Source organism: Agrobacterium larrymoorei (genome assembly GCF_005145045.1).
In the GTDB taxonomy this organism is placed as follows: Bacteria; Pseudomonadota; Alphaproteobacteria; order Rhizobiales; family Rhizobiaceae; genus Agrobacterium; species Agrobacterium larrymoorei.
Window position 1 is genome coordinate 1 of sequence record NZ_CP039694.1, and the last position, 12842, is coordinate 12842.

Below are 12842 nucleotides of genomic sequence, written 5' to 3' on the forward strand. Positions count from 1 at the left end.
GTGAACTTGATCGATAGGCACCTCAACAGAGCCGCTACATCTGCACATATCACGCAGCGCGCGGAAGCGCTTTCTGCGCGACTTCGTGCCGTCGGTGAGCGAGCATTTCCGCCAATCGCGCAGAAGTCGCTTCGCTCATTCACTTCAGGCGAGGTCGCCGAGATTGTTGGTGTGTCAGACGGTTACCTCCGTCAGCTATCATTGGACGGCCTTGGCCCTGCACCCGATATTGGGACTGGTGGGAGGCGATCCTATACCCTTGAGCAGATCAATGGGTTGCGACAGTACCTGGCTGAAGCGCGCCCTAAAGAAGCAGCGCGTTTCTGGCCCCGTCGCAAAAAGGGCGACAAACTGCAAATCATTACTGTTGCCAACTTCAAGGGAGGCTCGGCCAAAACGACTACAGCTCTGTATCTCGCGCAAGGATTGGCGCTTCATGGATATAAGGTTCTAGCGATCGATCTCGATCCACAGGCCTCGTTGTCTGCAATGTTTGGCTATCAGCCAGAATTTGACGTTGCCGAGAATACCACCATCTACGGCGCTATTAGATACGATGAACAGCGCGTGTCGATGAGCGAGGTAATCCGCCCTACCTACTTCACGGGTATCAGCATCGTTCCCGGCAATCTCGAGCTAATGGAATTCGAACATCAGACGCCACGCTTTATGCTACAGAACCGTGGTCGTCCAGAAGATCTTTTTTTCAGGCGTGTTGCAAGCGCAATTCAGCAGGTCGAAAGCGAGTACGACATCGTCGTCGTCGACTGCCCGCCTCAGTTGGGCTTCCTGACAATGGGCGCTCTGAACGCCGCGACAGGGATGATCGTCACAGTCCACCCGCAGATGGTGGACGTGGCGTCGATGAGCCAGTTTCTCCTCATGACGTCGGATCTTGTTTCTGTCATCGAGGAAGCAGGCGGGCAGCTCGATTATGACTTCCTGAGATTTCTCGTCACCCGCCACGATCCACGAGATGTTCCCGAACAGGAGATCGTTGGCTTGCTGCGCGATGTCTTTGGCACCGATGTCATGGCAGCGGCGGCTTGGAAATCAACAGCGATCGCGAACGCTGGATTGACGAAGCAATCGCTCTACGAGTTGTCGCGAGGAGCGGTTGGCAGAACAACATACGATCGTGCCATGGAATCCATCAACGCCGTGAACCATGAAGCAGTCGGCTTAATCAATGAAGTGTGGGGCAGATGATCATGCTTCATTCTTTAAGGAATCAATCGTTTAGCTTGTTGTCAACTGACGACGTGTCGGCACACTTTCGAGATAACGATTGTTATTATTGGGGAGATGTTAGATGAGCAAGCGAACGCAATCCGTGCGAAATCTTTTCGCTGCGGGCCCGGATGTAGCTCTGACTGCAGAGACGCGCCAACCAATGCAGCGCGTTGCCTCGGGTGCGGTACGGTCACTTAAGGACACCTTTTCGGAGGTCGAACGAGACTACGAAGAACTCAAACAAAGAGTTGCCGACGGGGCTCTACCGCTAGACCTCGATCCCACACTCGTAGACCCCTCCCCTTTTGCTGATCGTTTCGCCGATCAGGATATGTCGGCTGTTGAGGCATTAAAGACCTCTTTCCTGGAGCACGGCCAGGAGATCCCGATCCTGGTGCGCGTACATCCATCCGAGGCAGGTCGATACCAAATCGCTTACGGGCACCGCCGATTAAGAGCTGCGAAAGAGCTTGCCATCCCGGTGAAGGCCTATGTGCGAGATCTCAGCGACGATCGCCTGGTCGTTGCACAGGGTATTGAAAATTCTGCGCGAGAAGATCTCACGTTCATCGAACGCGCGGTGTTCTCCCTTAAGCTTGAAGAGGGTGGCTTTCAACGGTCGCTTATTCAAACCGCTCTCAGTGTCGATCGGCAAGAAGCCTCAAAGCTCATCATCGTAGCGCGTGCGATACCCAGCTGGCTGGTTGGTGTCATCGGTCGCGCGCCGAAAATCGGCCGGCCGCGGTGGCAGGAACTTGCCGACCTGTTAAAAAATGAGGGCTCGGAAAGCATAGCGCGCAAGACGTGCGATGATAAGTCATTTGGTCACAAGTCGTCAGATGACAGATTCCTTGCAATCGTCAGAGCCATCAAGTCCTTCGATAGGCCGGCCCAGGCGACAGCAGATACACTGGTCGCGAAGTCCGTTGATGGTGCCGAGATTGCCAAGATGGCGATCTCTGGAAAGGTCTGCAAAATTCAGATTAACAGAGATCGTGACGAGGCATTTGCCAAATTCGTGATGGACCAGATTCCTAGTCTTTACGCGAACTTCCGGAACACCGAAATAGAAAACTAGAAAAGGACGTAACAGCAAAAGAAAAAGGCCCCCAAACGACGCTGTCGTGGAAGCCTCTCTCATTGGTCTCAGCAACCTGAGAATCGCATTTCCACGAATTCTAGTCAAGAGTCTTTGGCACCGTTTTTGGTGAGCGGATTTCTTTTGCCGATCGAAAGGTGAGAGAAAAATGCAAAGTGGAAGTGTAACGACGCCATTTGGGCGGCGGCCAATGACGCTTGCGTTGGTCAAGGCCCAACTCGAGGTCGCAGACATCCATAAAGGAAAAGCTGTCGACAAATGGAAGGTTTACCGTGATGCGTGTGACGCGCGTTCGCTTCTTGGGTTACGTGATCGTGCACTTGCCGTTCTAAATGCGCTTCTGTCGTTTTATCCAGAGACTGAACTCAGCGAAGATAAGAACCTTATTGTCTTTCCGTCAAACGCTCAACTGATTGCCCGTGCAAACGGAATTGCAGGAACAACCCTGCGAGAAAACCTGGCTGTGTTGGTGGAGGCGGGGCTCATCAACCGCAACGACAGCCCCAACGGCAAGCGGTACGTAAGGCGCACCAAAGATGGCGCCGTGGAAACCGCATATGGCTTTGATCTTGCTCCTTTGCTTGCGAAATCAGCCGAGCTCGCTCACATGGCACAACAGGTCACCGAGGATGCTAGGCGACTTAAGGTGCTCAAGGAACGGATGACGATCGCTCGCAGGGACGTCCGCAAGCTCATCACAGCCGCCATCGAAGACGACACTCCTGGTGATTGGTTAAAGATGGAGGCGATGTACGTAGCCGCTGTGGCGAAGCTCCGACACGCGAAATCGATTACTGATTTCGAGGGCATCCTCGATGAGGTAATGATTTTGCGCGAGCACGTGGTCAATACATTGAAAGACCAGCTTTTTTCTACAAAATCCGACGGCAATGATAACGTCATCCGTCAGCACAAACAGAATTCAAATACCGATTATAAAAATGAACTTGAACCTTGCTCTGAAACGGAGCGGGGCGATATGGCGGCGCAAAATCTCAGTCGGAAACCCGAGACGCTAAAAGCTTTTCCAATTGGGCTAGTTATGCGTGCATGCCCGGAGATAGCTTCCTACGGCCCCGGAGGTGAGGTTCGTAGTTGGCGGGACCTCATGTCGGCCGCGGTGGTCGTCCGCTCGACTTTGGGCGTGAGCGCGTCGGCCTATCAGGATGCATGCGAGGCGATGGGGGCCGAGAACGCCGCGGTTGCCATGGCAGCAATACTCGAGCGAGCGGGACACATTAATTCGGCTGGGGGATACCTCCGCGATCTTACGTCAAGGACACGGCGCGGAGAGTTTTCGCTCGGACCGATGCTGATGGCGCTTTTGAAGGCAAACTCCGGGGGTCGGAACTGGGCGTGACCTGAAGCAGATCGTCAGGTTGGCGGAAGGTCGGCAGAGAGGTTGATGTCGTCAGCTGACTACAAACTAACAATCGGATTTCTGTACTCTTTGGCGGGTTGGAAGGGGCGGACGTAGCTATCGCCTAATTCAAAGGAGAGAGGGTCTAAGATTGAACGGCTGACGTGCGGAGTAAAGACACGAACAAGAGAGCTATTCTGACATATCGATAATTGACCTGAATTGGTTCTCCACGCTCAGTTCATCGCCGACATCGATTTCGCGCCGTTGAGCCCTTGCCGACTTTGCTGACTCTGCCGCGCAGTTTTGAAACAGTTGCGACATCAAGCTGGCACCGACTGTAGAAGCAATTTCGAACCTCGCATTTGAAAGGCTGAGGTTCAGCAGTCCAACTTCCGCCGTTCGTTATCTTCGCGGTGGTCTGAGCGAAGCCGATGTGAAATTTCTGTCGTTTAAGGTATTGCTCCATTGTGAACGCAGAGGCTAAATATCCCCATACATTTTATGGGCCAAGCGTTACACGAGGCTGGAATAGCATCAAATTCAATATTGGTTTGGGAGAAGATATTTGAATGAGACGCCTTACCTCAGCAGTCAGGAAATTCGCGATATTGTGACGGCTATTATCTCAGTGTTGGGGTATAACGATCTGGTACAGAGATCTTTGATGGCCAACCTGGACGATCAATACGTTTCTTCCATCACCCCGACGGCGATGGGATCGCACATGGCGACGTTGATCTATATTCTTGATCGGATGAACAAGACGCCGCGTCTGATTGACGGAACGGTCCCGATCCAGCGGTTTCTCGAGAATGCGGCATTTCTCTCCGGTCTGGATTCACGAGCGTCCCCGATCCGAGATGGGCTCGCAAATGTAACCAGCCGTACTGCAGGCTTTGTCTACCCCGCAGAGGATCGGTTCACATCATTCGATGAGAAGATTCTTTTCCAGAATGACATGGTTCCTATGGAATTCATGTCGAAGGGCCTTGCGGCATCAAATGCTGTTGCCAAGCTGACAGTGACAAGAGTGGAGGACGGAAGGCCCGCTTTTTCTAGCGCAGGCGTTTTAATGCGTTACGTTGGTACAGGATGGCTGCTTTCGCCGACGTTACTTATGACCAACTATCATGTTATCGCTGCCCGCAATTCAGGTGAAACTCCGCCTAACGCGACGGACTTGAACGCGCAAGCGATGTCAGTCGAGGCCGAGTTTGACTTCAACACAGATTCGATCAACCTCGCTAGCGTGGTCAAGACCGTTAAACTGGTGATCTCGGACAAGCATCTTGACTACGCCGTACTTCGCTTGGAGGAGACCGGGCGCCCAGGTCTTGTGGTCAGTTCGGATGTTCGCAACCTTCGTCCAGGATCGCCCGTAAATATCATACAGCATCCGAGGGGTAATCATAAGCACTACGCCATTCGGAACAACCTTGTTGAGTCTGTTACTGACACCCAGCTACGGTATTTTACTGACACGATGCCAGGTTCATCGGGTTCACCTGTCTGTGATGATGAATGGAGGGTTCAAGCGCTCCATCGTGGCTCAAGGTCCGTCACAAACGCCAAACTTCACGGCAGAGTGACTAACTATATCAACTACGGCTCACTGATGTACGCGGTGCTGCAGCATCTGAGCTCTAATGATCCTATCACTCTAGGCGAAATCACGACGGGGTAGGAAGCGAGCGATGGACGATTTCGATGGCTACTTCGATCCAGAGGAGCGAAAGAAAATCCTGGCAATCGCGCGCAAACTGCGATTTCCGACGAAGAGGTTCGTGTTGATCTCTTGCCTCCCAGAAGCATACGCGCAATCGCTACACAACCTGCCCGACGATGATGCCCAGCTGATCGCAGATATCGATCTGCTGCTTCGACCGTTGTATTTATTGGACGACAGTAACCGAACGATAGTACCGATTGTGGAGTGGCTGGAGCGCGCTGCGTTGACATTCCCCAACTTCCCCGAGGCGGCTGAACTAAAAATGTTCGCCGAGAAGGCAAAAGCGAGAAGCGCTACGCTGATCCCGTTGGCCGAAGATGCTTTGAAACGGCGCCTTGGAGACTCACTTAAGAAGAGCCTTAGGCTCTTCTACATGCCGTTCCTGACTGATCATCTCATCTCAGAGAATGCTCAAATCAATGTTCTGGCGCATGCCCTTGAAGATGCTATCAAAAGTCACTTCAAATATGAGAAAAACGTGTTTGTTCGCGAACTTTCCCGAAAGATAAAAATCGAATGGGATGATGAAGCTCGAACAAGAATCAAGGTGAGTGACCACTCAGTTTTTGAATTCGTTCCTTTTAACTATGAGGACATCACCTGGAAAACCGAGCGCTACGCGACGGGTGAGCTTTCTACCTGCGATTATGAAATCCGGCGAGATGACGTCTGGTTATCAGGACGGATGCTTGAGGCCGAGGTTTCCGTCAACTACGAGAAACAGCTTATGACATCAACATATGGTATTGATGTGAAAGATCCCGGGCCGTTTAAAATCAAGGCTGTTAAAGAAACCTGCTGGTTCCTCGATTCGGATCCGGTTTTCGAGCAAACTTCGCCCTACGTTGTTCAAGGCTGCAAGCTCGAAATCCAAAATAGTGCGCCCGGTCTTCGGGTGGTTTTCCACGACGTGGGTGGTGCTAAGTTGTTTTCACCTGATCCGGAATTTTCTGGTAGCCACAAGTGGGATGTGATATCCTTTGGCTCTAGCAGGTCGTTAGACTCAGTACCCGTTCTGCTTCCCGAGCAGGGTTACATACTGGTAATGTCTCGCACGCTGGCGGGCCTTGACGACAGCGCCGAGAAGGGCCATGTTAGTCCAACTGATAACGCATGATTGGATAAGCGAATGTGCAGGATCAAAGAAACAATCGTCTGAAGCCGTTGGTTTCAAGAGATACATCTTGTGTCCTGGCAATGATGTTGCCGGGATATTGTCATTTGTGGGAAAAGCGAAGTTCGGTTGATGAAATCCGCCTCCAAGTTTCGCATTGTCTCTTGGAACAAGGCTCCTGAGTGCGCAGGGCTAAATTTTTGTTGCGCCGATATACCAGCTCTATTGGCACCTGCGAACCACGGCGGGACTGCTCCATGGCAGCAGCTCCAACAGAGACCTGCGTGGTTGAGCGTGGAAACCCGCACGTCGTTTGCTCTGCCACTGAACTAGCCGGACCTAGCTACTCTCCTCTCCGGGTATTGATCGCAGCTTGAGGGTCTAAACCGGATCGTCCTGCTAGGGTTGTCCATTTAGTCCGAGACGGTCTGCGGTAGAGGTAAGGGGAATAAACGAACGAAGTTCGTTGAATGCACAAGATTACAGGCACGGATCCATCCGTACATCGCTGTGCTGGGCTTAATACTTCCCTATGGTCAACGGCCGTCACTCATGAATAGCCCGGCACCGCTGGCCAACCCTCCACCGGTATGGCTATCCCTAGCCATACCGGCCATTGGCGACCTCGCCTCTCTCAAGAGGGTTCAAAACCGTCCGCTCTCTTTCTCCGCTCGAAGAGGTTTCGGCAGTTCGCAGAAAGACGTTGCATCGAAGAATTAGAAGAGCTCTGTTATAAGAAGTTGCACGCAAAAATATGTTAAAGGGTCAACACAACCGTATTGTAGTGCGGTCATTTTCGTGATTAGCTGTTCAATACTGTAGGGGGAAAGCAGCTTTGCTGCTTAATTTATTATATCGTTGTCCAATAGCTAAATTTACAGATCGTGCTGTGCTTTTCGGAGCGGAGCTCAAATCTATTCACGTTTAACGGACCTTGCTGATGATCAGTTTTGCTTCGAGTAACATGAAGTTTCCAAGCAACCTCTTTCGTGTTTCTTTCTTGCCCATTCTGTTGCTAGCAAGTTGCGCCAGCCGGCCAAAAACCGATGACGTCGCGCAATTCGGAACGGCCACAATGAACGCGGTGGCTGTGATCAGGGAGCCGGGCCAACTGGAGAGCGATTTGGCTATTGCCTATTCCACTGAGACCAATCTCTGTCGATACGTGAGCTTATCCATACCGGCTTGCGGCACCTCGTTCGCAAAATCCTGTCGAGCGTCTTGAAGATCGAGCAGCCTTCCTCGATGCTCTTAGTGACTACGCGCAAGCACTCGCCAAAGCAACTGATCCTGAAGCAATTTCGAAGCTAAAAGCTGCAGCGACCACATTAGCAGGCAGCGCTGCGAAACTATCGACAGCAGCATCTGCAGGATCTCCGGGTTCAGCGGTAATCGGCCCAGTCGTTAAATTCACAATCCACGGTGCCGTATATCTTTCGGAACGAGACCGCATGCGGGAGATCCGCGAAATTGCGGTGGCTGTACAGCCGCTCCTTTTGGACGCAACGTTCCTGATCCTCAACGAAGATACAGACGACCTCCAGCTAATCGACGACAGGCTGAAAGCTTGGGAGAGTGGGGCGCGGTGTAGTCTGGACCAGGCTAGGAAGCGGGGAGGGGCCTATGAGCAATACATCTCCATTGACAAAGCAAAGCGCGATTTCCTGACGCGCCGTCAAATTGTCACCAAGAGCGTCGCTGCGATCAACAAGGTGCAGGAGGCGCATCGGAAACTCGCCGATGGCTCGCCTGACCTATCCAGCTCCGTCGAGGACATCAACACGTTCCTGGATGATATCGCCGAACTGAAAAAGGCGATCGAGAGTAAGGAGTAAGATCTTGAGTGTCTCAAACACCGATGCCGGCGACACAATAAACGACGCGATTACAAAGCTCTTGAACGCTTATGTATCGGCTTCGGCTACTGATAAGGCACGCTTAAAATATGCGGCAAATCGTTTGAAGGAAGAATACGATGCCATAAGGGGACGATCCCCATCCGCTAGCTATCGCGAGATCACCGGCGGGATTTCGCAAGCCGCCGGTCGACTTAAAACGATCGCCAAAGACCGCGAGAGGTTGGCAACGAATATGGCGACGGCCGCATCCATCCTCAACACGATTACAAAAGTCCTGGGCCTTGTTGGAATGAAGGTTTCTTGATTGGCCGACCCCAGCGGACCGGAAAGGCGCGCGACGCATTGGGAAACGTTACCAACCCAAATTGCGTCGCGACCATAAATGAGGAGCCGCCACTGCCCACGCTATGACACGTTTTTCCAGCCGACCACGTATGAAGTTTCGAGCTCCAGCACCCGTCTCTTTTGGGGGACACCCCGAAAATAGCCGGTTAGGCCGCCTGGCAGCCTTCAACGAGGCGATGCCCGGAAGCACTCGCCCTCAGGGGCCGCTCGGCTCACCTGGTTTGTCTTCATTGTCATCGGTTGCAGGTTCGTCGATGTCGGGTCCGTAGGATGCAAAGAAATGCTTAACTGCGGCCTCATATTTGAAATCCGCCTTAGAGTCCCCTGTAGCGACGATAAGCTTCGAGAGTTGACCTGGATGCGCCTTTGAATATATCATCGACAACGCTTCCTCTATCGACGTCGCTCGCGCAGCAAACGTGTCATCCGTGGAGGCCCGATAAAGATAAGACGCGAAGTCGATCGTTCCTTGAAAAACATTTGTCTGGCGTTCGTCTCCAACATTCTCGATGGGTTTTACAAGAACCGGAAGCGGGGCTGCGATCGCCACGTCACCATTCTCGTAGAAAATGTAGGCTGAAGCGCAATCGTTTTGGCCCAATTTCTTCTTCTGGGAGCCGCGAACCTTGTGGGTCTGCGAGACGTTGGCCAATGGTCTCACATATCGCTTGCCTTGAAAAATAATCGGTACGATTCGGGGTTCGCTGCGGCACGTTTCCGGTTGGAACGTCCTCCCGTCAAAATCAAGGATGAGCGCGAAATCGCCGCCGGTCGCTTGCTCTCCGCCCAATCGTTCCAAGTCGATCTGATGAAATGCGAACGACGCGCCGCGCCGCTTCAGCAAGGGAGCGAGCAGACCAGCCCAATGTCGACCAGCATGCTTCAATTCCGTCGTAAACTCTCCGGAAAGACGCATCTCGGTTTTCGGCGGTGCTGATTGGCTTGTTTGGAACTCGAAAGATGCGTTCAACGCGCCAAACAACAGCCACCAATCGGCGATATCGGCGTGCGTTGGCGGAACGGCCATGACTTCCTGAAGAAGTGTCATCCAACGCTTCCCCGACGGCGCTTTTCCTTGCTCCGTCAACCTGAATGCGGATTTCAGATTAACGGGACATCGATTCCGGTAAATCCCGGACAGTCGTTTCACTAAATCGCGGACAGTCCCGCGGGATTGACTTTCGTTCGCCTGGTTGATGTCATTGGTTATTGATTTCGGCGTTTTACGCTTCGGTCAAGAGCGGTCTTGGTTTTTGCTTCCTCATGCTGTCTCCCTCGAGCGCAATTCGATGGGCGTTATGGACGATACGATCGAGGATGGCGTCAGCGATCGTTGGTTCGCCGATCATCTCGTGCCACTGCGCGACGGGAAGCTGGGCGGTGATCAGAGTGGATTTCCGGCGGTAGCGCTCTTCGAAGATTTCCAGGAGATCGAGCCGCTGCTGATCGCTGAGCGCGTGGGTTCCCCAGTCATCAAGGATGAGTAATTGAACACGCGCGAGCTTGTCGACCAATCGGGGAAACCGCCCGTCGAGGCGCGCTAGCGCCAAATCCTCGAAGAGACGGGGCATGCGGACATAGAGAACGGAATAATCGAGGCGGGCCGCTTGCCGTCCGATGGCGCAGGCGAGCCATGTTTTGCCCGTTCCCGTTTGTCCGGTCAGGATCAAGTGCTCATGGGCCTTGAGCCATTCGCCTTGGGCAAGCGAGAGGAGCTGTCGGCGGTCGAGGCCGCGAGGGGCGGCGAAGTCGATGTTCTCGATGCAAGCATCGGGGAAACGCAGTTTGGCGATTGCAAGCCGGTTGGTCAGTCGCTTGTCGCCGCGCACGGCCATCTCCCGATCAAGCATCAGGCCGAGCCATTCATCGCGGTTGAGATCGCTGCCCTCAGGTTGATTGGCCAGGTCGCGATATGCTGCCGCCATGCCGGATAGGCCGAGCGCATGCATCTGGTCGAGGGTTGGATGTGTGAGCATGTGAGTATCTTCCTTTCTTCACTGGTAATAGGAGCTGCCGCGGATGTTGCCATGCACCGGGGTGGGCTTGACTGGCTCAGCACCAGGCGGGGCCTGATCGAGACCGGATTTGAGGATGGTGCTGACGGAGGAATAGCTGAGCGCATTGATCGTCAGTGCCCGATCGCACGCCGCTTCCAGACGCTCGGGGCCGTACCGGCGCGCGAGCGATAGAACGCCTTGAGCGGCGCGGTATCCCTGCTGAGGATGAGGTCTATCGCGCATCAGCCGCTCGATCAGGATTGCAGCGTTGCGGCCAATCTTTGCAGCTTGCTTGATGAGGCTCGCAGGCGTCGTGTTGGCATAATGCTGATGTGTCTTCGGCATATGCTCGTTGACGGTGACATGACCGCCCCGCTGCGACGTCCGGCGGTGGCTGGCGACACGTTGGTGATCATGGAGGATCTCGACGATCCGGCTTGTAAGCCGGACATCGACCTGGCGGCCGATCAGGCGGTGCGGCACGGAATAGAAGGCCTTGTCGACCTCGACATGGTAGTCGGGATGAACCTTTGCCGACTTCCATTCGGAATATTCGAATGGCGTTGCCGGCAAGGGCGCAAGCGCGTCTTGCTCGATCTCCTCGAAGAGCTGCCGGCGGGATTTGCCAACCCGGCGCATCGGCCGGCTATTGAGATCGTCGAGAAGCTGGCTGATCCGCACGTTGAGATCGACAAGGCTGAAGAAACGGTCGTTTCTCAGCCGCGCCAGGATCCAGCGCTCGACGATGAGAACGCTGCCTTCGACCTTGGCCTTGTCCTTCGGCCGTTTCGGACGGGTCGGCAGGATCGTCGTGTCGTAATGCTCGGCGAATGCCGCAAAAGTGGCGTTGATGGTCGGCTCGAACCACAAGGGCTTGGCAACGCCGGCCTTGAGGTTGTCGCAGACGATGGCTTTCGTCACGCCACCGAAGAAACCCAGCGCCAGCTGCTGACCCTCGATCCAGTCGGGCAACCGTTGAGTGAAGCTTGCATAGGCGAAGGTGTACAAGGAGGCTGGCAGAACCGCGACGAAAATCTGCGCCAGCCGGATTTCGCCCGTCACCGGATCGATCACCGGGACGGTTTGGCCGGCGTAGTCGGTCTGCATCGCCGCGCCGGCAGTGTGGCGATTGCGGAAGGTGGCGCTGGCGCGCTGCTCGAAAGCGGCAAACCGCTCGCAGAACCACGTGTATCCCTAACCGTTGGGGTGCCGTTCGCGATATTCCTGCCACAACAGCGTCAGTGTCACGCCCTTCCGCTTCAATTCACTGGCGATCTTGCCCCAGTCGGGTTCGTGCATGTCCTGGGGCGGACGGCCGCGACGATGGAACAGGCGGCGCTGCAGAATGCCATCATCGTCCAGCCCAGGCGGTAACGGCCAGCCCGTCAGCCCGGCCTCACGCGCCCGCAGCAGGTAGGTCGAAATGGTCGTTTTGCTGATCTTCAGCCGTTCCGATATCGCACGAACCGAAAGCCCCTGTTCGTGCGTCAGTCGCAATATCGATCGAATGTCCTTCACGTCAGTAAGTCTCACCTGCTTCCGTCTCGCCATTCATCAGCCCCTCGTTCAAATCGAGGTCCAGAATGGCAAAACGGCGCGTGCGAAAGTCGATCTTTATGCCGAAAGACTGTCCGGGATTCACCGGAATCGCTGTCCGGGAATTAGCGGAAATGCTGTCCGGGATTTAATGGAATCCCTGTCCGCGAATTACCGAAACCCGCAACCTGAACAGGGCTTTACCGGTATTGCCAAAGCTTCCATCAAAGGAGCGAGCAATGAGCGCGTTGTAGAAGGAATCCGTTGAGCCTGGTGTCTCAACTTCCACCAGCCTCAGCGCCGCTTGGAATTCCTTATTCTGAAGCAGTGTCAACGCGGCGTCATGGCCGTCCATTACCTCGTTCGGACGCAGACCTGATGCTGCCTCGAAATCGCCGATCTCTACCCGTTCGCCACCCATCTGCTTTCCCTCATTGCCTTGTCCTGTCTCGGAACATCGCAATAGCAGGGAGGAATTAAAGACCTACTGCCTTTTAAGGTGAATCCGGCGCTAACGCTCGCTGTGGTTTAAAAGCCGCCACCATTGTCACTAGGAGACTAACGCGA

11 protein-coding genes and 1 pseudogene are annotated in these 12842 nt (G+C 54.1%); 7 read left to right on the forward strand and 5 right to left on the reverse strand.

All coding sequences use genetic code 11. The features are described from left to right. The 7 genes from repA (at window position 1) to CFBP5473_RS22985 (ending at window position 8701) form a co-directional block, all read left to right on the forward strand. Entirely contained in the window at window positions 1–1209 is a 1209-nt protein-coding gene (gene repA, locus CFBP5473_RS22955; RefSeq protein ID WP_027676479.1) for a plasmid partitioning protein RepA, read from the forward strand. A 103-nt stretch (window positions 1210–1312) separates the two neighbouring features. Continuing rightward, window positions 1313–2311, forward strand: a complete 999-nt coding sequence (gene repB, locus CFBP5473_RS22960) for a plasmid partitioning protein RepB (RefSeq protein WP_027676480.1) — start codon at window positions 1313–1315, stop codon at window positions 2309–2311. A gap of 169 nt (window positions 2312–2480) precedes the next feature. Then, the gene (gene repC / locus CFBP5473_RS22965; RefSeq protein ID WP_027676481.1) at window positions 2481–3692 is read left to right on the forward strand and encodes a plasmid replication protein RepC; all 1212 of its coding nucleotides are present in this window, start codon (window positions 2481–2483) and stop codon (window positions 3690–3692) included. A 568-nt stretch (window positions 3693–4260) separates the two neighbouring features. Beyond that, entirely contained in the window at window positions 4261–5379 is a 1119-nt protein-coding gene (locus CFBP5473_RS22970) for a trypsin-like peptidase domain-containing protein (RefSeq protein WP_051441361.1), read from the forward strand. 10 nt (window positions 5380–5389) lie between these two features. Then, entirely contained in the window at window positions 5390–6541 is a 1152-nt protein-coding gene (locus tag CFBP5473_RS22975) for a hypothetical protein (RefSeq protein ID WP_027676482.1), read from the forward strand. A 1448-nt stretch (window positions 6542–7989) separates the two neighbouring features. Next, window positions 7990–8373, forward strand: a complete 384-nt coding sequence (locus CFBP5473_RS22980) for a hypothetical protein (RefSeq protein WP_027676483.1) — start codon at window positions 7990–7992, stop codon at window positions 8371–8373. A gap of 4 nt (window positions 8374–8377) precedes the next feature. After that, the gene (locus CFBP5473_RS22985) at window positions 8378–8701 is read left to right on the forward strand and encodes a hypothetical protein (RefSeq protein WP_027676484.1); all 324 of its coding nucleotides are present in this window, start codon (window positions 8378–8380) and stop codon (window positions 8699–8701) included. A 237-nt stretch (window positions 8702–8938) separates the two neighbouring features. On the opposite strand, the gene CFBP5473_RS22990 is transcribed toward CFBP5473_RS22985, so the two are convergent. The 5 genes and pseudogenes from CFBP5473_RS22990 to CFBP5473_RS23005 form a co-directional block, all read right to left on the reverse strand. After that, window positions 8939–9790 (reverse strand): hypothetical protein, encoded by an 852-nt coding sequence (locus tag CFBP5473_RS22990; protein ID WP_027676485.1) that lies wholly within the window; start codon window positions 9788–9790, stop codon window positions 8939–8941. A 175-nt stretch (window positions 9791–9965) separates the two neighbouring features. After that, complete coding sequence (gene istB, locus CFBP5473_RS22995; protein WP_027677343.1) at window positions 9966–10718, reverse strand: IS21-like element helper ATPase IstB; 753 nt, start codon at window positions 10716–10718, stop codon at window positions 9966–9968. A gap of 18 nt (window positions 10719–10736) precedes the next feature. Continuing rightward, window positions 10737–12290 (reverse strand): annotated as a pseudogene (gene istA / locus CFBP5473_RS23000) (IS21 family transposase). Beyond that, window positions 12259–12381 (reverse strand): hypothetical protein, encoded by a 123-nt coding sequence (locus CFBP5473_RS25620; protein WP_272949278.1) that lies wholly within the window; start codon window positions 12379–12381, stop codon window positions 12259–12261. Before CFBP5473_RS25620 ends, istA begins: the two are co-directional and overlap by 32 nt. A gap of 42 nt (window positions 12382–12423) precedes the next feature. Further along, complete coding sequence (locus CFBP5473_RS23005) at window positions 12424–12696, reverse strand: hypothetical protein (RefSeq protein WP_027676377.1); 273 nt, start codon at window positions 12694–12696, stop codon at window positions 12424–12426. Between the last annotated feature and the right edge of the window lie 146 nt (window positions 12697–12842).